The sequence below is a fragment of the Rhodococcus sp. BP-241 genome (assembly GCF_019836145.1).
GTDB lineage: Bacteria > Actinomycetota > Actinomycetes > Mycobacteriales > Mycobacteriaceae > Rhodococcoides.
This window is the reverse complement of the sequence record NZ_JABUEI010000002.1, coordinates 1-21755: the sequence shown is the minus strand read 5'-3', so window position 1 is coordinate 21755 and position 21755 is coordinate 1. Positions and strand designations below refer to the sequence as shown.

25 protein-coding genes are annotated in these 21755 nt (G+C 69.5%); 12 read left to right on the top strand and 13 right to left on the bottom strand.

The genetic code is table 11. From position 1 onward, the window contains the following. Window positions 1–16: 16 nt before the first annotated feature. Entirely contained in the window at window positions 17–1000 is a 984-nt protein-coding gene (locus tag HQ308_RS03615) for an o-succinylbenzoate synthase (protein WP_027504537.1), read from the bottom strand. Next, the gene (locus tag HQ308_RS03610) at window positions 997–1608 is read right to left on the bottom strand and encodes a PaaI family thioesterase (protein ID WP_027504536.1); all 612 of its coding nucleotides are present in this window, start codon (window positions 1606–1608) and stop codon (window positions 997–999) included. Before HQ308_RS03610 ends, HQ308_RS03615 begins: the two co-directional genes overlap by 4 nt. Window positions 1609–1659: 51 nt before the next feature. On the opposite strand from HQ308_RS03610, the gene HQ308_RS03605 reads away from it, so the two are divergent. From HQ308_RS03605 to HQ308_RS03590, 4 genes are all read left to right on the top strand, one after another. After that, window positions 1660–2568 (top strand): 1,4-dihydroxy-2-naphthoyl-CoA synthase, encoded by a 909-nt coding sequence (locus HQ308_RS03605; protein ID WP_373425200.1) that lies wholly within the window; start codon window positions 1660–1662, stop codon window positions 2566–2568. A 13-nt stretch (window positions 2569–2581) separates the two neighbouring features. Then, on the top strand, window positions 2582–2956 hold the full coding sequence (locus HQ308_RS03600) for a VOC family protein (protein WP_222645471.1): 375 nt from the start codon (window positions 2582–2584) through the stop codon (window positions 2954–2956). Continuing rightward, window positions 2949–4112 carry an o-succinylbenzoate--CoA ligase gene (gene menE, locus HQ308_RS03595; protein WP_222645470.1) on the top strand — a complete coding sequence of 388 codons (1164 nt, stop codon included), beginning with the start codon at window positions 2949–2951 and terminating at the stop codon, window positions 4110–4112. The genes HQ308_RS03600 and menE overlap by 8 nt, the downstream gene beginning before the upstream one ends. 115 nt (window positions 4113–4227) lie before the next feature. After that, the gene (locus tag HQ308_RS03590) at window positions 4228–5349 is read left to right on the top strand and encodes a GAF domain-containing protein (RefSeq protein WP_222638085.1); all 1122 of its coding nucleotides are present in this window, start codon (window positions 4228–4230) and stop codon (window positions 5347–5349) included. A 23-nt stretch (window positions 5350–5372) separates the two neighbouring features. On the opposite strand, the gene HQ308_RS03585 is transcribed toward HQ308_RS03590, so the two are convergent. Next, window positions 5373–5567, bottom strand: a complete 195-nt coding sequence (locus HQ308_RS03585; protein ID WP_037184696.1) for a hypothetical protein — start codon at window positions 5565–5567, stop codon at window positions 5373–5375. Window positions 5568–5765: 198 nt separating this feature from the next. Here HQ308_RS03585 and HQ308_RS03580 point away from each other — a divergent pair, with 198 nt between their 5' ends. Beyond that, on the top strand, window positions 5766–6635 hold the full coding sequence (locus HQ308_RS03580; RefSeq protein ID WP_027504531.1) for a 1,4-dihydroxy-2-naphthoate polyprenyltransferase: 870 nt from the start codon (window positions 5766–5768) through the stop codon (window positions 6633–6635). 59 nt (window positions 6636–6694) lie between these two features. Next, complete coding sequence (locus HQ308_RS03575) at window positions 6695–7177, top strand: FBP domain-containing protein (RefSeq protein WP_222645469.1); 483 nt, start codon at window positions 6695–6697, stop codon at window positions 7175–7177. A gap of 18 nt (window positions 7178–7195) precedes the next feature. On the opposite strand, the gene HQ308_RS03570 is transcribed toward HQ308_RS03575, so the two are convergent. Then, complete coding sequence (locus HQ308_RS03570; RefSeq protein ID WP_027504529.1) at window positions 7196–7588, bottom strand: phage holin family protein; 393 nt, start codon at window positions 7586–7588, stop codon at window positions 7196–7198. A gap of 75 nt (window positions 7589–7663) precedes the next feature. Between HQ308_RS03570 and pepN the strand changes: the two genes are divergently transcribed. Then, window positions 7664–10141: an aminopeptidase N gene (gene pepN, locus HQ308_RS03565; protein ID WP_222645468.1), complete on the top strand. Its 2478-nt coding sequence runs from the start codon at window positions 7664–7666 to the stop codon at window positions 10139–10141. Here the strand turns inward: pepN and HQ308_RS03560 are convergent. Continuing rightward, on the bottom strand, window positions 10121–10438 hold the full coding sequence (locus tag HQ308_RS03560) for a DUF4229 domain-containing protein (protein WP_222645467.1): 318 nt from the start codon (window positions 10436–10438) through the stop codon (window positions 10121–10123). The two genes, pepN and HQ308_RS03560, sit on opposite strands and share 21 nt — an antisense overlap. A gap of 168 nt (window positions 10439–10606) precedes the next feature. On the opposite strand from HQ308_RS03560, the gene HQ308_RS03555 reads away from it, so the two are divergent. Both HQ308_RS03555 and HQ308_RS03550 read left to right on the top strand, forming a co-directional pair. After that, complete coding sequence (locus HQ308_RS03555; protein WP_042574081.1) at window positions 10607–10816, top strand: BldC family transcriptional regulator; 210 nt, start codon at window positions 10607–10609, stop codon at window positions 10814–10816. A 172-nt stretch (window positions 10817–10988) separates the two neighbouring features. After that, complete coding sequence (locus HQ308_RS03550; RefSeq protein WP_027504525.1) at window positions 10989–11198, top strand: hypothetical protein; 210 nt, start codon at window positions 10989–10991, stop codon at window positions 11196–11198. A gap of 39 nt (window positions 11199–11237) precedes the next feature. Here the strand turns inward: HQ308_RS03550 and HQ308_RS03545 are convergent, their stop codons facing one another. From HQ308_RS03545 to HQ308_RS03510, 8 genes are all read right to left on the bottom strand, one after another. Further along, window positions 11238–12287 (bottom strand): MinD/ParA family protein, encoded by a 1050-nt coding sequence (locus HQ308_RS03545; RefSeq protein WP_051613086.1) that lies wholly within the window; start codon window positions 12285–12287, stop codon window positions 11238–11240. 33 nt (window positions 12288–12320) lie between these two features. After that, the gene (gene ccsB / locus HQ308_RS03540) at window positions 12321–13298 is read right to left on the bottom strand and encodes a c-type cytochrome biogenesis protein CcsB (protein WP_056441651.1); all 978 of its coding nucleotides are present in this window, start codon (window positions 13296–13298) and stop codon (window positions 12321–12323) included. A 2-nt stretch (window positions 13299–13300) separates the two neighbouring features. Beyond that, on the bottom strand, window positions 13301–14944 hold the full coding sequence (locus tag HQ308_RS03535) for a cytochrome c biogenesis protein ResB (RefSeq protein ID WP_222645466.1): 1644 nt from the start codon (window positions 14942–14944) through the stop codon (window positions 13301–13303). Window positions 14945–14960: 16 nt separating this feature from the next. After that, window positions 14961–15752, bottom strand: coding sequence for a cytochrome c biogenesis CcdA family protein (locus HQ308_RS03530; protein WP_027504522.1), 792 nt, complete (start codon window positions 15750–15752; stop codon window positions 14961–14963). After that, window positions 15745–16353: a TlpA disulfide reductase family protein gene (locus tag HQ308_RS03525; protein WP_027504521.1), complete on the bottom strand. Its 609-nt coding sequence runs from the start codon at window positions 16351–16353 to the stop codon at window positions 15745–15747. The genes HQ308_RS03530 and HQ308_RS03525 overlap by 8 nt, the downstream gene beginning before the upstream one ends. Further along, window positions 16350–16955, bottom strand: coding sequence for a histidine phosphatase family protein (locus HQ308_RS03520; RefSeq protein WP_051613157.1), 606 nt, complete (start codon window positions 16953–16955; stop codon window positions 16350–16352). The genes HQ308_RS03525 and HQ308_RS03520 overlap by 4 nt, the downstream gene beginning before the upstream one ends. 95 nt (window positions 16956–17050) lie before the next feature. Beyond that, the gene (hemL, locus tag HQ308_RS03515; RefSeq protein WP_056441647.1) at window positions 17051–18388 is read right to left on the bottom strand and encodes a glutamate-1-semialdehyde 2,1-aminomutase; all 1338 of its coding nucleotides are present in this window, start codon (window positions 18386–18388) and stop codon (window positions 17051–17053) included. A gap of 66 nt (window positions 18389–18454) precedes the next feature. Then, window positions 18455–18949, bottom strand: coding sequence for a GNAT family N-acetyltransferase (locus HQ308_RS03510; protein ID WP_222631886.1), 495 nt, complete (start codon window positions 18947–18949; stop codon window positions 18455–18457). A gap of 105 nt (window positions 18950–19054) precedes the next feature. Here HQ308_RS03510 and HQ308_RS03505 point away from each other — a divergent pair, with 105 nt between their 5' ends. From HQ308_RS03505 to HQ308_RS03495, 3 genes are all read left to right on the top strand, one after another. Further along, window positions 19055–19312, top strand: a complete 258-nt coding sequence (locus HQ308_RS03505) for an inositol 2-dehydrogenase (RefSeq protein WP_222645465.1) — start codon at window positions 19055–19057, stop codon at window positions 19310–19312. 42 nt (window positions 19313–19354) lie between these two features. After that, window positions 19355–21364, top strand: coding sequence for an acyl-CoA dehydrogenase (locus tag HQ308_RS03500; protein WP_222645464.1), 2010 nt, complete (start codon window positions 19355–19357; stop codon window positions 21362–21364). Between the two features lie 105 nt (window positions 21365–21469). Then, window positions 21470–21755 (top strand): leucine zipper domain-containing protein (locus HQ308_RS03495; RefSeq protein ID WP_222645463.1); only part of this gene is annotated, 286 nt, incomplete at its 3' end.

Below are 21755 nucleotides of genomic sequence, written 5' to 3'. Positions count from 1 at the left end.
TCTGGTCGGCGCGACCCTACAACAAAGCGAGGGGATGGCACCGGGCGAGACGCTCCAGCCACCACGTCCGCCGATCGTCCGGGGCGGCGAGCTCGCGGAGTCGATCCGCATCGGGGACCACGGTGTCGACCCGCAGACGACCGTCGACGAGTGCTCGCGGCTCGGCCACGTCGGTGACGAACAGTGCGCCGGTGCCCAGGCCGCACGCGGCACTCGACGGCAGGGCCGCCGCCGCAGCGAGTCCCGCCGACATGCCGATCGCCGAGTCGAGGGCGCTCGACACGACCACGGGGACGCCGTACTGCGCCAATTCCTCGGCGAGCCGCAGCACCGCCCGCATCCCGCCCAGCGGCGGCACCTTGACGACGGCCACGTCGGCGGCCCCGGCCCGCACCACGCGCAGCGGGTCCTCGGCTCGCCGGATGCTCTCGTCGGCGGCGATCGACACTCCGCGCACGCGTCTGCGCACCTCGGCGAGTTCCTCGACCGTCGCGCAGGGCTGCTCCGCGTACTCGAGGTCACCGTTCTCGGTGAGGGCGCGCAGGGCCGTCTCGGCCTCGTCGACCGTCCAGCCCCCGTTGGCGTCGACACGCACGGTGGGGACGAGCGCCCGGACCGCCTCGACTCGTGCGACGTCGTCGTCGAGGGTCTGGCCCTTCTCGGCGACCTTGACCTTCGCCGTGCGCGTGCCGGGATAGCGCGCGAGCACGGCGGGCACCTCGGCGGCGGGCACCGCGGGCACGGTGGCGTTGACCTCGACGTGGTCCCGCACCGGATCGGGCGCGCCCTGCCAGGCCATCTCGATGCCGGCACGCAGCCATGCCGACGCCTCCGCGTCGTCGTACTCGGGGAAGGCGCCGAACTCGCCCCATCCGGCGGGTCCGGAGAACACCAGTACCTCCCGCGTCGTGATGCCGCGGAACCGGGTGCGCATGGGCAGCGACAGCACGTGGGCCGACGCGACGATCTCGTCGAGCCCGGGAGCGGGTGCCGCCGTCACTGCTGGCCGGGGAGCAACTGCACCATGAGGGCGTTGCTCTCGGCGACGAGCGTGCCGTCCTGCTTGGTCAACCGGGCCTCGATGAACGTCTTGCGGCCCTCGACCTTCGTCACGTGCCCCTCGGCGACGAGCTGCTCGTTCAACGGGGTCACGGCGCGGTAGTCGATGTGCAGGAAAGCGGTGCGGCTGATCGGGCGACCGTACGCGTGCTGGATCAGCCCGAAGAGGTCGTCGAACAGCAACGGCAGCGTGCCGCCGTGGGCTGCGCCGTTGCCGCCGAGATGGAACCGGCGGAACACACCGGTGGACCGCACGCCCTCGGCGCCGTATTTCTCGATGGTCCACGGCAGCATCAGCAGACTGCCGCGGCCCGGGAGCTCCAGCGCGCGGCCCGCCGGTGACAGACCCTCCGGCACCACGTACGGCGCCATGGTCGCAGCGAGTTTCTCCGCCTGGTCGGCGGCCAGGGCGAGCTGGTCGTCCGGCAGGTCCGTGGACACCGCGAGGTCCTGGACGGTGCGCAACGCCTCGATCAACCGGCCGTAGTCCGGCGGCGGCGTGGCCCTGGTGAACTTCGGGAATCCGCCGTGGGGGGAATCGTCGGTCATCGGACGACGGTAACGCGGAGTCCGATTCGGTCCGTCGTTAGGCTGTCGAGGGTGACCGATCAGACCTCGCCGTTCCAGCCCGAGCAGTGGACCGCGGTCCCCGGCTTCGAGGACCTGGTGGACATCACCTACCACCGCCACGTCACCGACGGCACCGTGCGCATCGCGTTCGATCGCCCCGAGGTACGCAACGCCTTCCGCCCCGGCACCGTCGACGAGCTGTACCGCACGCTCGACCACGCCCGGATGACCTCCGACGTCGGCGCCGTCCTCCTCACGGGCAACGGGCCCAGCGAGAAGGACGGCGGGTGGGCCTTCTGTTCCGGCGGCGACCAGCGCATCCGGGGGCGGTCCGGCTACCAGTACGCCAGCGGCGACACGGCCGAGACCGTGGACCGGGCGCGCGCGGGACGGCTCCACATCCTCGAGGTGCAGCGCCTGATCCGCACAATGCCCAAGGTCGTGATCTGCCTCGTCAACGGGTGGGCCGCGGGCGGCGGACACAGCCTGCACGTGGTCTGCGACCTGACTCTGGCGAGCCGGGAACACGCCCGCTTCAAGCAGACCGACGCCGACGTGGGCAGCTTCGACGGCGGATACGGCAGCGCGTACCTGGCGAAGATGGTGGGGCAGAAGTTCGCTCGCGAGATCTTCTTCCTCGGTGACACCTACACCGCCGAGGACATGCACCGGATGGGTGCTGTGAACAAGGTGGTCGATCACGCCGACCTCGAGACCGTCGCCATCGAGTGGGGGCGCACGATCAACGGCAAGTCCCCGCAGGCGCAGCGAATGCTCAAGTACGCGTTCAATCTTCAGGACGACGGGCTGGTGGGGCAGCAGCTGTTCGCGGGCGAGGCGACGCGGTTGGCCTACATGACCGACGAGGCCGTGGAGGGTCGCGACTCGTTCCTCGAGAAGCGTGAGCCGGACTGGTCTCCCTACCCCTGGTACTTCTGAGAGGCGACCGACGATGGAGGTGCTGGCGAGCCGGATCATTCTGCGGCCGAAAAACGTCGACGAGACCCTGAGCTTCTATCGGGACCGGTTGCGGCTCGGCATCTTCCGCGAGTATCCCGGTGGCGTGGTGTTCTTCGCGGGGCAGTCGCTGATCGAGGTGGCGGGTCACGGCGAGCCGACGGCGGGGGCGGGGGCGGGGGCGACGATTCTCCTGCAGGTGCGTGACGTCGAGGCGGCGCGCGCCGAGCTCGAGGCGGCGGGCGTCGAGATCGTGCGGCCCCCGCAGACCGAGCCCTGGGGACTGACGGAGATGTGGATCGCCGACCCCGACGGCACACGCATCGTCGTGGTCGAGGTTCCGCCTGACCACCCGCAACGCCGTGGCTGATCTGACCGTCCTCCCGGTGCCCAGCGGAGACGCGGTGCTGGGTCTGCTGCCGCGACTGCGCGCCGTGCTCGACGGCACCGCCGAGCCGGTCCTGCCGGTCCCCGCCGACGACGATCGTGAGCGTCGACGCCTCGCCGACGCGCTGTCACCGGGCACTCCCGCGGAGCCGGGTACCGCGATGGTGCTCGCGACGTCCGGGTCGACGGGAACCCCGAAGGGGGCCCTGCTCGGGGCGGCCGCACTCCGGGCCAGCGCCGCCGCCACCCATGCCCGGCTGGGTGGGCCGGGACAGTGGTTGCTCGCGCTGCCGGCCCATCACATCGCCGGGATGCAGGTGGTCCTACGCTCCCTCGCCGCCGGCCACGAACCCGCGGTGGTGGACGTGTCGACGGGATTCGACCCCGCGCACCTCGTCCGCGCGGTCGCGTCGATGAGCGGGCCCCGGCGCTACACCTCCCTCGTCCCCACCCAGATGGTGAAGGCGCTCGATCGTCCGGACGCCGTCGCGGCGCTCGCGTCCCTCGACGCCGTTCTGCTCGGCGGGGCCGCGACCCCGGCTCCCGTGCTCGACCGCGCACTCGCTGCGGGGATCACCGTGGTCCGCACCTACGGGATGAGCGAGACCTGCGGCGGGTGCGTCTACGACGGCGTTCCCCTGGACGGCGTGACCGTCGGCCTCGAGGCGGACGGCCGGGTGCGCCTCGGCGGACCCACACTGGCGAGCGGTTACCGCCGAATGCCTGATCACCCGGCGTTCGCCGAGGCGGGGTGGTTCCGCACCGATGATCTCGGACGCCTGCAGGGCGACCGTCTGCAGATTCTCGGGAGGGCAGACGACGCCATCACCACGGGCGGACTCACCGTCGTACCGCGAGTGGTGGAAGACGCCGTCGCGGGGATCGACGGGGTCTCCGAGTGCGTCGTGGTCGGCGTTCCCGATCCGCGCCTGGGCGAACGGGTGGGCGCACTGGTGGTGCTGCGGCCCGGTGTCGAGCTGTCGCCGGAGTCTCTCCGGGCGGCCGTCGCCGACGCGCTCGGCCCTGCCGCGGCACCCCGGCAGGTGCTGTTCGTGGACGCGCTCCCGGCCCGCGGCCCGGGCAAGGTGGACCGCGCGGCGGCGCGAACGACCCTGGTCGCGTGTAGTCCGACCGAATGACATCTTCCCCCGCACGCCGAGGGGCGAGCCGCCCGAGACCGTGACGGTGAGTAAGGTCCTCCCGGTACATCCGGGTCGGGGGCTTGGTTGTTCGTGGGTTCGGAGGACAGTGACGATGGCGAGGCAGGCGACGGGAGCAGCTCCCGACGCGCACGACGGCTGGATCGTCGTGGAGACACTCGCCGAACCGCCCGACGGCGATGCCGGTCCCGTGGGGACCGTCGTCGCCAAGGACGGTCGGGCGAAGGACTGGACGGCGCTCTCCCGCGCGGTCGGCAGCAAGCGCATCGCGGACGCGGCGCGTGCGATGACCGCGTTCGTCGCGACCAGCGGCGAGGACGCGGCCGAGACCGTGCCGGGACTGAACGGTCCGCTGCGGGCCGTCGCGGTACCGGGTCCCCGGAAGGCCGTCCACGGTGTGATGCTGTACGCCGGTGACGATTCCGACGCACCGCCGCCCCTCGTCGTCGGCTACGACTGGTCCTCGTCACGTAGACAGTTCGCGTTCACGCCCGGCATCGCCGGCGTCACGGGCCGGGAGCCGGCATCGAAGCTCGCCGCACCGGCATTCGAGCTGTTCGACCACGCGGACGACGCCGACAGCGCGATGTATCTCCTCGTCGCTCTGCTCGACGCGGAACCCGGAACCCGCTGGGACGGCACCGTGGCGCTGCGTACCCCGCGCGGTGCCCGGCCCCTGCGCAATGCGGTGCGGACGGTGCTCGACACCTCGTCCGCCGACGACGCCAGCCGGTACGTCGACACCGTGTCGCACGCGTTGGCGATCTCGCTCCGCGCGGACGAACTCGTGGTGGCCGGACCGTCGGTCGAGGCGTTCGCGCTGCGGTCGCTGACGCGCAACTCCCCCACCGCGATCGCACTCATCGACACCGAGCGCGTGCGCGTCGTGCGGTGGCTGACAGATCCGGTGGAGAACATCCTGTGGAAGGGGCAGGTCGATCAGCGCGACACCCCGCACCCCTCGGACATCGCGCGCATCGTGTCGGCCTATCGCCGGATGCACGAGTGGGCGGACCATCGCACCGAGATCCCCGGCGTGCGACTGCGCCGTGTCGACGGCGGGTGGACCGTCGTCGACCTGCGGGCGACACGTGTTCCGGGACAACGCTTCCTGATGGTGGAATTCCAACCGGTCGGATTCTCCGACGAGGACGATCCCGTCCCGCCCACCGACACCGGATACCCGGGTCGTGGGCCGCGCAGACGGTCCAGCTGAGCCTCTTCCGGGGCTCGAGCGTGTCAGGTTCGCGGCATACCGCACCGGGCGGCGAGGCAGCGCTCGAGATCTTCGGTGACCGCCCAGGCCGTGTCGAGGTCACCGCCGAGCAGCAGTGACCGCTGGCGCAGTGTGAGCGCGCGGATGGCGCGGTCGAGTTCGACGTCCGTCATGGCCGCGACGGCGTCGTCGATCGTGGAACTGGTGATGTCGTCCATCGTTCATCCCCGGGGTGCGACAGGTGAACCGATCGAAGAACCGGTTCCGCATTCGTGTGCCACGTTCACGGCCGACGGCGACAAGCCTGTGAGAAACCCCCGAGGTCGAGGGCGCATCCGGAGTGTACGCCGGGAGCGGTGGGCCTCACAACACGACCGCGCGGGGCCGCATCGGCATGCGTAGGCAATGATCCACACATGGCGACAGCATCCCAGTGGCTCGAAGGCGCACGGCCGCGCACACTTCCGAACGCGATCGCACCGGTCGTGGCCGCGGCGGGTGCGGCAGCGGCGGCCGGCGACGTGACGTGGTGGAAGGCCCCGGTGGCACTGCTCGTGTCGGTCGCCCTCATCGTCGGCGTGAACTTCTCCAACGACTACTCCGACGGCATCCGCGGAACCGACGACGACCGCGTCGGACCGATCCGCCTCGTCGGCTCCCGGCTGGCGACGCCGTCGGCCGTCCGCGGCGCGGCCGTGGCGTGCTTCGCACTCGCTGCCGTCGCGGGGCTCGTCCTCGCCCTGACGACGGCCTGGTGGCTGGTTCTCGTCGGTGTCGTGTGCATCGCGGGAGCCTGGTACTACACGGGCGGATCGAAGCCCTACGGCTACAGCGGCCTCGGAGAGATCGCCGTCTTCGTCTTCTTCGGCCTCGTCGCCGTGCTCGGCACCCAGTTCGTGCTCACCGATCGCGTCGACCTCGTGGGACTCGCGTGCGCCGTCGCGATGGGCTGCTTCTCGAGCGCCGTCCTGGTGGCCAACAACATCCGCGACATTCCCACCGACACCGAGGCGGGCAAGCTCACCCTCGCGGTCCGGCTGGGCGACGCCCGGAGCCGCGGTCTGCACGCCGCGCTGCTCGGCGTGCCGTTCCTCGTCAGCCTGCTGCTGCTCCTGCACTCGCCGTGGGCCGTACTGGGCGTCGTCGCCTTCCCGTTGGCCTGGCGTGCCAACGCCCCCGTCCGCACCCGGCAGCAGGGCCTCGCGCTCATTCCGGCGCTGCGCGACTCGGGTCTCGCGATGCTCGTCTGGGCGGTGGCGACCACCGTCGGCCTGCTGCTCGGATAGTCGCGGCGCGACGGGTAATTCCGTTGCCGACGGTCATGATCTCCCTCTACGGTCGTCCCATGGACCCCGTGACCGAACCCGAGATCCGGGCATCGTTCGTCAACTGCTCGAAGGGCGAGGCGAAGCGCATCCCCGTCCCCATCGATCTGGACCGTCGCCCGTGGGACGACCTGGACTTCCTCGGCTGGAGCGACCCCGCGTATCCGGGCCGCAGCTTCCTCGTCGTGCCGACCGCGGATCGGCTCGTCGGAGTCGCCCTGCGTTCGGAGAGCAGTTCGCGCCGGTCTCAGATGTGCAGCATCTGCACCACCGGGCATCAGAACGGCGGTGTCACGCTGATGGTGGCCCGCAAGACCGGTGAGTCCGGCCGCCGCGGCAACACCGTCGGCACCTACCTGTGCTCGGATCTGGCCTGCTCCCTGTACGCGCGGCGGATCAAGACCCCGACGCTGGGACGGCAGTACCGCGACGACACCCCGGTCGAGGAGCGCGTCGGCAAGCTTCGCGAGACCATCACGGCATTCGTGGCGCGGCTGGACTGACCGCGGTCGGCGGCAGCCTCAGCGGCGCGCCGATCGACGGTCCGGCACCAGTCCACCGAGAACCCAGTTGACGATGGACACGATCACCGCGCCCCAGAAGGCGGACCCGAAACCGTCGACGGTGAGCCCGTACCCGGTGCTCTCGGTGATGGCGGCGGTGAGCAGCAGCATCAACGCGTTGATCACCAACAGGAACAGCCCGAGGGTCAGCACGATGAGGGGCAGCGACAACAACTGCACGATCGGCTTGACCAAGGCGTTGATCACGGTGAACACGGCGGCGATCCCGATCAGCACCACCAGGTCCCAGCCCTGCCCGCGCCCCGAACTCGCGATCGAGATGCCGTCCACCCAGGACGCCGCCAGCCAGATCGCGAACGCCGTGACGATCAATCTGAGCACCAGAATCATGCGCCCCATGATGGCACGGGTCGCCGCGACGGTGGTGTGTCGCGAGCCGCGCCTCCGGTGGTGTTGCATGAAGGTGTGAGTACCGCGAACCTGACCCGCGCCGAGACCGCCGACCGCGCCCGGGTGGTGTCCGACGTGCGATACGACGTGGCGCTGGACCTGACCGAGGCACGGACCCGAGCCGAGTTCGGCACCGTCACCACCGTGAGCTTCGCGGCCACCGCGTCGTCGACGTGGATGGACTTCCTCGGTGCCGGCGTGGACCGCGTGATCGTCAACGACCACGAACAGGAGGTGCAGTACGACGGTGCGCGGGTGCTGCTGCGTGATCTCGGGAGCCACAACACCGTGCGCATCCACGCCCGCGGCTGGTACAGCCGCACCGGTGAGGGCCTGCACCGATTCGTCGATCCGGCGGACGGCGAGACCTACCTCTACACGCAGTACGAGCCCGCCGACGCGCGGCGCGTCTTCGTGAACTTCGAGCAGCCGGACCTCAAGGGACCGTTCGTCTTCCGGGTGAGCGCACCGGACGAGTGGACGGTGCTGTCGAACGAGCGGGTGGAGAAGACCACCACCGACGACGCAGGGTCGTCCACCCGTGTCTTCGCCGCCACGCAGCCGATCTCCACGTACATCACGGCCGTCGTCGCGGGCCCGTACCACCGCGCCACGTCGGAGTACCGCCGCGGCGACCTCACCATCGAACTCGGCGCGTGGTGCCGTGCGTCGCTCGGCGAGTACCTCGACCACGACGACATCTTCGACGTCACGCGCGCCGGGCTCGACTTCTTCCACGACGCGTTCGAGTTCCCCTACCCCTTCGGGAAGTACGACCAGGTGTTCGTGCCCGAGTACAACCTCGGCGCCATGGAGAACCCCGGCTGCGTCACGTTCACGGAGTCGTACGTCTTCCGCAGCGCGGCCACCCGAGCGCAGTACGCACGGCGCGCGAACACGATCCTGCACGAGATGGCGCACATGTGGTTCGGCGATCTGGTGACCATGCAGTGGTGGGACGACCTGTGGCTCAAGGAGTCCCTCGCCGACTACCTGGGCGCGTACGCCTCGGTCGCGGCCACCCGGTTCACCGACGCCTGGGTGTCGTTCGCTCTGCGCCGCAAGGCCTGGGCCTATTCGCAGGACCAGCTCCCGACCACCCACCCCGTCGTCGCCGACATCGTCGACCTCGAGGCGGCCAAGCTCAACTTCGACGGCATCACCTACGCCAAGGGCGCCAGCGTGATCAAACAACTCGGGGCCTTCGTCGGTGACGAGGCCTTCTTCGAGGGCGCCCGCGCGTACTTCCGCGCTCGAGCCTTCGGGACGGCCACCCTGCGCGACCTGCTCGACGCCCTGGCCGCACCGGCCGGTCGGTCGCTCGACGACTGGTCGGCCGCCTGGCTCGAGACCACCGGCGTGTCGACCGTGCTGTACGACCGCACCAGAGGTGTTCTCACGCAGACGGATCCGCGTCCTCAGCGGTTGGACATCGCGTGCCTGTCGCCGGACGAGAACGGCCACCTCGTCGATGCGGAACCGATCTCGGTGCACATCACCGACGCGGAGACACCGCTCGCGCTGCCCGATGCCGCGGTGATCCTGCCGAACGACGGCGATCTCACGTACGCGAAGGTGCGCCTGGACGCGCGGTCGATGGAGGCGACGATGCAGTCGCTGGACCGCATCCCCGACGACCTGCGCCGCGCGCTGGTGTGGTCCTCCTGGTGGAACGCGACGCGTGATGCCGAACTGCCTGCGCAGACGTACGTCGATCTCGCCGTCCGCTTCGCACCCACCGAGTCGCATCCGGCCGTGCTCGGATCGATTCTCGCGGACACCGCGGTCGCGGCGGAGCACTACGCCGCGGACCGGGACGGTGTCAGGCAGCGGTGGACCGCGACGGCGGCCGAGCAGCTCGCCGGGGCGCCGGCCGGGTCGGACGCGCAGCTCGAGTGGTTCCGGGCGTTCTCGGCCGCGGCGTCACACGAGCCGTCGCACGCCGGGAGGGTGCGCGCGTTGCTCTCCGGCGAGGACTCCGTCGACGGTCTCGAACTGGACGCCGAGCAGCGCTGGGGCCTGTGGTTCGCGCTGTCGGCGACCGGTCACACCGACGAGGCCGAGCTGGCGACGGTGCTCGAGTCCGACCGCACGGGGGCCGGTGAGGTGCAGTACGCCGCCGCGGTGGCGGCGCAGCCCGTCGCGTCGGTGAAGGAGGCGACCTGGGCCGCCCTGACCGGTTCGGACGCCCTGAGCAACGAGCGGGTGGGGGCGCTGATCCGCGGCTTCACCGCCGGACCGTCACGCACGCTGGTCGAGCGCTTCGACGAGCAGTACTACGCCCTGCTGGAGACCTTCTGGCGGGAGCGGAGCATCGAGATCGCTCGACGATTCGTCATCGGGCTCTTCCCGTCGGCCGCCCACAGCGAGGATGCCGATCGCTGGCTCTCGGGTCACCCGGACGCACCCGCGGCTCTGCGACGGTGCGTGATCGAGCAGCGCGACCACCTGGCCCGCGCACTCGCCGCACGGTCACTCTCCGCGCAGGCGTGAGTGCAGATCCTCGCGGTCGCGGCGACGCTTCTCGTCGACGGCGGCGATGTCCTCGTTGACGCGTCGGCGCAGTCCCTTGAAGAGCACGAGCGACAGGGGGAACGCGACGACCAGGGCGAACACCATGGCGATCAGCAGCGGCACGGTCACCCCGGCCAGCGCGGCACCGAAGTAGATGACGGCCGCGACCACAGCGATGAGACCGAGCCGGGCGGCGGTGTAGAGGCCGAGATCGCGGACCAGTCGGCCCTTCGCCGACCCGCTCGGGGTGCTGCCGGTGGGGATGGGATCGGTCATGGACACAGATTACCGGAGCCGTTCGACGTATCCGATTTGTCCATTACCTCCCCTTTACCAACATTAGAAGAGTCGAGTACCCGGGGGTCTCGGTGCCACCATGGGCAACGGATGCGGACATACAGCCGCATTCGACCGAGATGAAGACTGTGTCCCTGGAGGATCGCGATGAGTGCACCGGCTTACACCCCCACGCAGGAGAACCTGCTCACCCCCGGCCAGGTGGCCGCACTCTTCCATGTCGATCCGAAGACCGTCACGCGCTGGGCCCACGCCGGCCGGCTCGGATCGCTCCGCACTCCCGGCGGCCACCGTCGCTTCCGCGAGTCCGAGGTCATGCAGCTCCTGACCTCGCTCACCACCGAGGCGCACCGCTGATCACGCGTCACCCCTAGAGCGCCACCCACTCGTCACCGAGTCGACCATCGGTCGCCACTCGCGGTGTTCGTGCCGGACACCAGTGCGTGCGAGCAGATTCTCAGGATCTTGCGAGCTCGACTCGAGTGCCCCGGCGCTCCGCCACGACTACGCTCGGTAGTGGAGGTGCGTGATGATCTATGTTCTGGCTCTGATCGGGCTCGTGGTCGTGATCGTGCTCCTCTGGAAGTCTTTCGGCCCCGAGACCGGGGCACCCAGAGGACGCGTCACCGGACCGGACGACGACCCGGAGTTCCTGTGGAAGATCAGGAACAACCCTGCACGTGATCGTGGCAACGGTCCCGAGCGTCCCGATGCGGGAACGCCCGGTTCCGTCGACTGAGTCCCGTCACGCGGTGCGGTGCGGTGCAGCGGACGACCGTCACCGCGTGACGTGGGGCGGGAACTCGGCGGTCATCGCTGCTGCCGTCTCGAGAAGCGCCGTGCGCGTCGCCGGCGCGAGAGCGTCGAGGTCGACCTCCGCCCCCTGAGCGAGATGGTCGTCGTACGGGATCACCCGCACGGCGCGACATCGCTGACCGAAGTGGTCGACGATCTTCGAGACGTCGATGACCTTCGACCCGGGCCGCACCATGTTGACCACCGTCAACGACTGCTCCACCAGATGTCGGTAGCCGTGCGCGTCGAGCCAGTCCATCGTCGCCGATGCACTCCGCGCACCGTCCACCGATCCGCTGCTCACGATCACCAGCCCGTCGGCGCTGCGCAGGATCGCCCGCATCGCCGAGTGCAGAAGTCCCGTTCCGCAATCGGTCAGCACGATGTTGTAGAACCGCTCCAGCACGGCCACCGTGGTCTCGTAGTCGTACGCGTCGAACGCCTCCGACATGGCCGGATCGGACTCCGACGCCAGCACTTCGAGCCGGTGGTGATTCTGGGACGTGAAGTCGCGGACCGCGCTGTACTTGTCGATGTCGCGGGCGTCCTTGAGCAGGTCGCGCACCGTCTTCTCGGTCTCCAGCGGAACCCGGGAGCTCAGCGTTCCGCGGTCGGGGTTCGCGTCCACGGCGATCACACGGTCGCCCCGGACCGACGAGAACGTCGATCCCAGCGCCGCCGCCACCGTGGTCTTCCCGACGCCTCCCTTGAGGCTCAGGATCGCGATGCGATGACACCCGTGCAACGGGTTGCCGACCTGACGGATCAAGGCGAGCCGCCGCTGCTCCTTGGCACTGTTGCCCACGTTCACCCGGCCACCGGTGACGTCGAAGAGCGTGCGGCGCCAGCCGCCCGTCGGTGGGGGCGGCGAGGTCCGCAGCAGCCGTGACGTCGAGAGGTCGTGCGCCGTGGGCGGTTGCATCGGCGAGGCAGGCACCTGCTGGATCGCCGGATCCGTCGGCGTCGACGCGGACGGGATCCGCCCGTCGTCCTGCGGGCCGGGCGACCACCCGTCCCAACGATCGTCCGTCACCGATTCCCCCCGGCGGTCATGTCGAGCCGACGGTCAGTTCAGACCCGCGTACGAGTGCAGACCGGAGACGACCATGTTGATGATGAAGAGATTGAACAGCATGGCGACGAAGCCCGCGACGTTGATCCACGCCGCGCGGGTGTTCCGCCAGCCCGACGTCGCCCGTGCGTGCAGATACGCCGCGTAGACGACCCACGCGATGAAGGACACCGTCTCCTTGGGATCCCAGCCCCAGAAACGTCCCCATGCGGCCTCGGCCCAGATCGCACCGAGGATGACGCCGGCGCCGAACAGCGGGAAGCCGATGATCGTGGTCTTGTAGGCCAGGCGGTCGAGCGTGCGGGCGTCCGGAAGACGCTGGGCGAACCGGGCGAGTGCACCCGTGTTCGCGCCGTCCTCCGTGGCGGGGAAGCGCATCCGCAGCAGGAACAGCAGCGACGCGACGCCGGCCACCAGGAAGATTCCGCTGCCGATGCTGACGATGGTCACGTGGATCGGCAACCAGTACGAGCGCAGGGCCGGGACCACGGGGGCCGCGTCGGCGTAGAGGACCGTCGCCGCGAGGAACATCAGGATCATGACCGGGACGACCACGAAGATCAGCGTCGGGCGCATCTTCCGCAGCGCGATGATCGAGGTCGCCGTCGCGGCGGCCGTGGCCATCGTCACGAACTCGTACATGTTGCCGAGCGGGAACCGGTCGGTGGCGAATCCGCGCAGCACGATCGACGTGACCGTGAGCAGCAGACCGAGCACCACCAGCGCGTAGCCCATGCCGCCGTAGCGCTCGGACGCGGGACGCCGGGGCGCCTCCTCGATCCGACCGGGACCGGTGGGCCGCACGGGCGCCTTGCCCGCCGCGACGAGCTGCCGCTCGGACTTCTGCTCCGCAGCCGTGACGGTCTGCGTGGCGTACTGGGCGATGAGGAACACCGCCGCGAGCAGGTAGACACCGAACGCCGACCGGAAGGACCAGTCGCTGAACTGCGCGAGTGTGGCGTCGATCGGCATGGTCACTCCCTGTTGTTCGAGGTCGGTACGTCATCGGCGTCGGGTCGGTCGAGCACCCGCGCGGTGAGGCGGTCGAACTCGTCACCCCAGCCGGCCTGATCGGTCCGGGCGAGTCCGCCCACTTCTACTACGGTACGTCGTCGGTCGTCGTCCGTGCTCACGCGGACCCAGATGCGACGGCGCTTGATCACCAGGGACACCAGCAGACCGGCCATCATCGACAGCGCGAACACCAGCACCCACGTCTGCGCGGGGTCGTGCGAGACCTGCAGGTTGACGAATTCCTCGGCACCGTCGAATCGCACCTGCGTGCCGTCGGACAGCGTCGTCGACTCCCCCGGTGTCAGGTTGACGCGATCCTGCTTCACCAGCCGGCCCTGCTCCACCAGCACCTGGCTCAGCGAGAACAGCGACTGTGGATTACCGGTGTCGAGGCCGGTGTCGCCCTTGTAGATGTCGACGGCCACCGCCGGATCGTTCGGGGCGGGGAAGCTCGACGACAACAGCGAGCCGTGGAAGAACGCGGTGGGCGCGAACAGCCCCTCGATGGCGATCTGGTTCTGGCGGCGGACATCGGGATCCGGGTACAGACCTCCGGGCGGATCGAAGCGGTGCACTCCGCTGGAGAGGAACGTGGTGCCGTCCGTGGGCTCCCACTGGACCGTCTCGGTACGGGTCTCCCCGTTGGGGAACGTCACCGTGAACGTCGGCGCGTATCCGTGTCCCTGCAGGTAGACGCGGTCACCGGCGACCCGCAGCGGATGGTTGACCTGCAGGGTGTCCGGGCGCCAGGTGTTCGTGACCAGGTCGTCGCCGGCCTGGTACTCGATGTCGGACGTGAACTGCTCGGCCTGCCCGTTCTCGAGGTAGTCGGCCGTGAAGTTCTTCACCCGCACGCAGAGCGGGGTCATGCCCGTGCCGTCCTCGCTGTTGCCGGCGCGGAACGAGTCGAACTGGGCGGGCGAGGTGGTGCAGATGCCCGGGCCGTCGTTGGCGATGACGACGACGTTGCCCTCGTAGCTGAAGAGCTTCCCGACGGCGATGGCCACGAGCAGACCGACGAGCGACAGGTGGAACACCAGGTTGCCCGCCTCGCGCAGGTACCCCTTCTCCGCGGACAGCGTCAGGGCGCCGCTCTCCTCGGTGCGCCGCATCTTCCGCCAGCCGCGCATCCGGCCGTCGATCTCGTCGAGGAGAACGTCGGGTGCCGTGTCGACCTCGGTGCGCAGGTGGTGGGGCAGCCGCCCCAGGTTGCGCGGGGTGGCGACCGGCGGGGTGCGCAACGCGCGGGCGTGGTCGACGCAGCGCGGCAGGATGCAGCCGACCAGCGAGACGAACAGCAGGACGTAGATCGCCGTGAACCAGAAGCTGCCGAAGACGTCGAACAACTCCAGCCGGTCCATGACGGGCCCCAGGGACGGGCGGTCCGCGATGTACTGGTCCACCTTCCCCGAGTTGAGGCTGCGCTGCGGCAGCAGCGCACCCGGGATCGCGGCCAGGGCGAGGAGGAACAGGAGCACGAGTGCCGTGCGCATCGAGGTCAGGCCGCGCCAGGTGTTCCGGACTGCGGCGACGACGCGCCCCGCCGGAGACTGCCGCGGCGGGCGCGCCTCGGCGTCCGGGCGGGCCGACAGGTCAGTGCTCATATCTCTTTCTCGTCCACTAGATCGGCAGGGTCACGCTGGTCACCGCTCCGTCGCGGATCCAGCTGACGAACAGGTCCCAGGCGCCGGTCACCAGTGCGATGCCGACAGCCACCAGCATCAGACCGCCGAACACCTGGATGGCACGGGCGTTGCGGCGCAGCCATCCGACGCCGCGCAACGCGCTGACGGAGCCGAACGCCAGAACGACGAAGGGCAGTCCCAGTCCCAGGCAGTAGGCGACGATCAGCACCACACCGCGCGCCGCGGTGGTGCCCTCGGTGCCGGCCGTCAGCGAGATGACGCCCGCCAGCGTGGGTCCGAGACACGGGGTCCATCCGAGCGCGAACACGCCACCGAGCAGCGGTGCCCCGAGGATGCTGCCGACGCGGCGCGGTTCGAAGCGCGTGTCGCGCTGCAGGGCGGGGATCAGACCGAGGAAGACGAGACCCATCGCGATGGTGACGACGCCGCCCACACGCTGCAGGATCTCGCGGTTCACCGACAGCACCGAGATGGCGCCGAAGACCGAGGCCGTGGCCAGGACGAACACCACGGTGAATCCGAGAACGAAGAGGGCCGCGGCACCGGCGACGCGGCTGCGACCCCGCACCAGAGTCTTGGTGGCCGCCTCGTCGGCGGTGACGGACGGGGAGTCCGCTCCGACGACTCCGGCCAGGTAGGACAGGTAACCCGGAACCAGGGGGACGACGCAGGGCGACGCGAAGGACACCAGACCGGCGAGCAGGCAGGCACCGAGAGCCAGGAACAGCGGCCCCGACGCGGCAGCCGACTGGAACGCCTCACCCATCGGACACGTCGGGTGGCTCGGCTGCGATGCGCTCGACCACGGGCTGCAGGTCGCTCGCGAGAAGCTCCGTCAGGAACACCGCGGCGACGCGGTGCTCACGGTCGAGCACGATCGTGGTCGGGATGACGGTGGTCGGGTAGTTCGATCCGAGAGCGAGGAGGGTGCGCAGCGGCGGGTCGTAGATGGACGGGTACGTCACGTTGTTGTCGATGACGAAGTCCTGCGCCTTGTCCTGCTGGTTGTCGCGCACGTTGATGCCCAGGAACTGCACACCCTGGTCCTTCGTCGCCTCGAAGACCTGCTCGAGATCGTCGGCCTCACCGCGGCAGGGGCCACACCACTGACCCCAGATGTTGAGGACGACGACCTGGCCCTCGTAGTCGGACAGCGACGTCGTCGTGCCCTCGGTCATGAGGTCGGGTCCGGAGAGGTTCCCCACGGTGCCGCGGTCGGCGGGCGGGTCGTAGAAGATCGACGTCTTGCCGCCGGGTGAGACGAACTCGAAGGTCCCACCCTGTGCCACGGCGTCGGTACCCGTGGCGCACCCGGTGAGAACGGTGGCGGCCACGAGCAGCGGCGCGAGCAGGCGGGCGGGTCTCATGCGCCGGTCTGGAGGGGGTCCGACGCCCCTGCGGGCTCGGAGTAGACGATGTCGACGAGGGTGTCGCCCTCGTAGATCAGCGAGGTGAGCGACGCGAGGCCGCACTGGCGGTTGCGGGGGTCGTGCCACAACCGGTCGCCCTGCAGGAAGCGGCGCAGGGTCCACACGGGCAGCTGATGACTCACGCACACGGCCTCGTGGCCCACGGCCGCGACGCGAGCCGCGTTGACGGCGGCCAACATCCGGTGGGCGATCTGCAGGTAGGGCTCGCCCCACGAGGGGGTGAACGGGTCACGCAGCTTGAGCCAGTGGCGGGGCCGGCGCAGCGCACCGTCTCCGACGGCGACCTTCAGACCCTCGAAGTCGTTCCCGGCCTCGATGAGGTTCTCGTCCGTCTCGATGGTGAGCCCGAACGCCGACGCGATGGGCGCCGCCGTCTCCTGCGCGCGTTGCAGCGGGGAGGCGACGACGTGCGTGACGTCGTGCCCGGCGAGCACGTTCGCCACCGTGCGCGCCTGGGCCTGACCGTTCACCGACAACCGGAAGTTCGGGAGGCGCCCGTAGAGGATGCCCTTGGGGTTGTGCACCTCGCCGTGCCGCATCACGTGCACGATCGTGCGGGTGTCGGCGTGCGGGTGCCCGGAAGTGTCGATACCGGACGCGTCGCTGTTTGTCGGGTCGGTCGGGGACGACTCGGTCATGACGGTGCTTTCTGCTCGGCAGCGGCTGCTGCGGCGGCGGCGTGGGGAGCGGCCGCCTCGATGATCTCGAACGCGCGGTCGTCGAGCGCCGCGGAGACGAACCAGGCCTCGAACGCGCTCGGCGGCGGGTACACGCCGCGGCTCAGGAGCGCGTGGAAGAAGGCGGGGAAACGCCAGGTGGCTGCCGCCTTGGCGCCCGCGTAGTCGATCACCGGTTCCTCGGAGAAGAAGACGCTGACCATGTTGGCGGCGTACTGCACGCGGTGCGGGACGCCCGCCGCGGTGAGCGCGTCACCGAGGATGCCGCCCAGACGGGTGGAGTTCGCGTCGAGTGCCGCGTAGACGTCGGCGTCCGCCGCGCGCAGCGTCGCCAGACCCGCGGCGACGGCGACGGGGTTACCCGACAGGGTGCCGGCCTGGTAGACGGGGCCCGCGGGGGCGAGGTAGCTCATGATGTCGGACCGGCCACCGAACGCGGCCGCGGGCAGGCCGCCGCTCATGACCTTGCCGAAGGTGTAGAGGTCTCCGGCGATGCCATCGACGCCGTACCACCCCGACGCGCTGACGCGGAAGCCTGTCATGACCTCGTCCATGATCAGCAGTGCGTCGTGCGCACGGGTCAGACGCTGCAGACCCTCGTTGAAGCCGGGCTGCGGCGCCACCGCACCCATGTTGCCCGCCGCGGCCTCGGTGATGACGCACGCGATCTGACCCGGGTGGTCGGCGAACGCCTTCGCGACCGCATCGAGGTCGTTGTAGGGAACGACGATGGTGTCGGCCGCCTGCGCACCCGTCACGCCGGGCGACGTCGGCAGCCCGAGGGTGGCGACGCCCGAGCCGGCGTCGGCGAGCAGGGCGTCGACATGGCCGTGGTAGCAGCCGGAGAACTTGACGATCTTGCTGCGACCGGTGAACCCGCGGGCCAGACGCACCGCACTCATGGTCGCCTCTGTGCCCGAATTCACCAGGCGCACCTCGTCGACGGGATCGACGCGGCGCACGATCTCCTCCGCCAACTCGATCTCGCCGAGCGTGGGAGCGCCGAAGGACAGTCCCGTGGAGGCCGCCTTCTGCACCGCCTCGACCACGGCCGGGTGGGCATGACCGAGAATCATCGGTCCCCACGAGGAGATGAGGTCGACGTAGTTGTTGCCGTCGGCGTCGCGCAGGGTGTATCCGCTGGCCTCGGCCATGAACCGCGGGGTTCCGCCCACGGAGTGGAAGGCCCGCACGGGCGAGTTCACGCCACCGGGGATGACGGCGGACGCGCGTGCGAAGAGTTCTGCGGATCGGGCGGTGGGGACGCCGGTGTCGGTTCCGCTCGAAGGAGTCACGCCCTCCAGTGTTTCACAGGACGCAGAGTGCTCTTTCTGATAAGGAGCAGTCTCACACCGGCTGTCTCACGCCTCGATCAGGAGCTGCATCCAGGTCAGGTCGAGCCACCGCCCGAACTTGACGCCGACCTGCGGCATGACACCCACCACCGTGAAACCGAACTTCGCGTGCAGGGCGATCGAGGTGGTGTTCGAGGACTCGATTCCCGCGACGATCGCGTGGACGTCCCCACGGCGGGCGCGCTCGATCAGTTCCGCCATCAACGCGGTCGCGACGCCGCGCCGATGGAAGCCGTCGGCGACGTACACGGAGTTCTCGACGGTGTGCCGGTAGCCGGACTTCGGACGGAACGGCCCGTAGGACGCGTAGCCCGCGACCCGCCCGTCGATCTCGGCGGTGAGGATCGGCAGGGCGGCGCCGGTGCGCTGGTCGAACCAGGCCTGCCGGTCCGCGAGTCCCACCTGCTCCTCGTCCCAGATCGCGGTCGTGTCCGCGATGGCGGCGTTGTGCACGGTGAGGATCTCGGGCAGGTCGGCGGGCACGGCGTCGCGAATCAGCACAGCGACACGGTAGTCGGGCGGCGACCGCACGCACGGCACCGTCGGCGCGGAATCGACCTGATGAAAAGTGTTAAATCTGCGTTACATCGGGCATATCCTTCTGCCATGACGGCACCACACGAGCCCGACCGGCAGCACCCGGGATCCCGACTGGCCTGGCCGGAGGGGTTCCGCGAGCACCTCGTCGAGCAGTGCGACGGCTTCAGCTCGATCATGTCGCGCGCCATCGCGGACAACGGCGCCTCGCTCTTCCGCGACGGCCCCTACGCCCCGTCGACCCCGCAGGCTGCGTCGATGGACGCCACGAGTGTGATGTTTCGCAAGATTCGCGCGGTGTGGCGTGAATTTCTGTGGCCGCGCTGACAAGTCCCTCCCGGGCACCTCGAGTTTTGGTTACCGTCGAGTATGACCACTACCGAGACCGGCACCACTGACACCGGCACGTCCTCCGACAACGCTGCTCAGCTGGCGAATCACCTGCGCAGGACTCTCGACGGACGGTGGCGCGACGTACGGAACCGGACGCGCGAGCAGCTCGCGCGCCACGAGTTCGCACCGCACTACACACCCAACACCGCCATCGCGCGGACCAAGGCTTTCGAGCAGCTGCGTGTGCTCGCCGCGGCCGGCGCGGCAGAGTCCGGTTTCGCCAAAGAGGTCGGCGGCACGGGCGACATCGGCGCCGCCGTCACGATGATCGAGATGCTCGCCATGTCGGATCTGTCGCTCATGGTGAAAGCCGGCGTGCAGTGGGGCCTCTTCGGTGGCGCGATCGAGAACCTCGGCACCGAGAAGCACCACAAGGAGTTCATCAAGCCCCTGATCGATCTCGAGACGCTTGGCTGTTTCGCGATGTCGGAGACCGGCCACGGCAGCGACGTGCAGTCGATCGGCACCACCGCGACGTACGACCGCGAGACGCAGGAATTCGTGATCCACACGCCGGACAAGTCCTCGCGCAAGGACTACATCGGCGGCGCCGCCGAGTCGGCGAAGTACGCCGCCGTGTTCGCGCAGCTGATCACCGCCGGACCGGGTGAGGAGCCCGAGAGCAAGGGCGTGCACTGCTTCGTCGTCCAGATCCGCGACGAGAACTTCGGCAGCGACCTCCCCGGCGTCACCACGTTCGACATCGGCTACAAGGGCGGCCTGCCCGGCGTGGACAACGGCCGCATCATGTTCGACCACGTTCGCATCCCGCGCGAGAACATGCTCAACAAGATCGCGGACGTCGCGGCCGACGGCAGCTACTCCTCGGACATCGACAACCCGAACCGGCGCTTCTTCACCATGCTGGGCACCCTCATCCGCGGCCGCATCACCGTGGGCGGTTCGGCGGGCGCCGCGGCGCGCGTCGCGCTGACCATCGCGACGAAGTACGCGCTGCAGCGCAAGCAGTTCAGCGCGCCCGGGACCGACGACGAGGTCACGATCATGGACTACCTCGTCCACCAGCGTCGGCTGTTCCCGCTCATCGCCAAGTCGTACGCGCTGCAGTTCGCGCAGAACGAGCTCGTCTCGAAGATGCACGACATCCAGAGCGCCGAGGATCCCGACGCCACCGAGCAACGGGAACTCGAGTCGCGGGCGGCCGGCCTGAAGGCAGCGAACACCTGGCACGCGACGAAGGCGATCCAGGAGTCCCGCGAGGCCTGCGGCGGCGCGGGCTACCTCGCGGAGAACCGACTCATCGCGCTCAAGGCGGACTCGGACGTCTTCACCACCTTCGAGGGCGACAACGTGGTGCTCACGCAGCTCGTCGCGAAGGAGCTGCTCACCGCGTACGCCCACGAGGTCCGCTCGTTCGGTGCGGCCGATTGGGTGAAGTTCGCCGCCGGCACGGTCGGCGACGTGGTGAAGAAGCGCACGGCGGCGGCGCCCATCATCCAGACCCTCGTCGACTCACGTCAGGACAACGAGGAGGAGGGCAGCCTCTTCAACCGCGGCACCCAGATCTCGATGTTCGAGGAGCGCGAGGAGTACCTCATCTCCACGGCCGCGAAGCGTCTGAACGGGTTGTCCAAGAAGATGAGCCAGTTCGACGCGTTCAACGCGGTGCAGGACCACATCCTTCACGCGGCCACGGCGCACGTCGATCGCGTGGTGCTCGAGGCGTTCGTCGCCGGCATCGACAACTGCGAGGACGACGACGCCAAGGAACTGCTCGGCGAGGTGTGCGACCTCTACGCGCTCACCACGATCGACGCCGACAAGGCCTGGTTCATCGAGCACCGCTACATCTCCACAGAGCGGTCGAAGGCCGTCACGCGCGGGATCAACGAGCGCTGCCGCACGCTGCGCCCGCACGCCCACACGCTGATCGACGCGTTCGGCGTACCCGAGGCGCTGCTCGGTGCGGCGATGCTCGCCGACGACGAGCCGGGTGAAGTGAAGGAATCCGTCACCGCCGACTAGGTGTAATAGCCAGGGACGTTGTGGACGGCGTGGCGACAACAGATAGGTGAGGACCTCCGGTATCGGTGTGGTTACCACAACTGCACCGACAACCGAGAGGTCCTCGTGTCCCACGCTAACGCCTCCCTCACCCCGAAGGGACGATTGAAGCTCGCGAGTTCGATCGTCGACGACCACTGGTCCATCCGGCGGGCCGCCGAACGCTTCCAGGTCTCACCGAGCACCGCCAAGAAGTGGGCCGACCGGTACCGGGCCGGCGGGGCGCCGGCGATGATCGACCGGTCCAGCCGGCCCCGCCGCAGCCCCGCGCGCACACCGAGACGCACCGAACGACGAATCGTGGCGCTGCGCTTCACCAACCGGTGGGGACCGCACCGGATCGCCTACCACC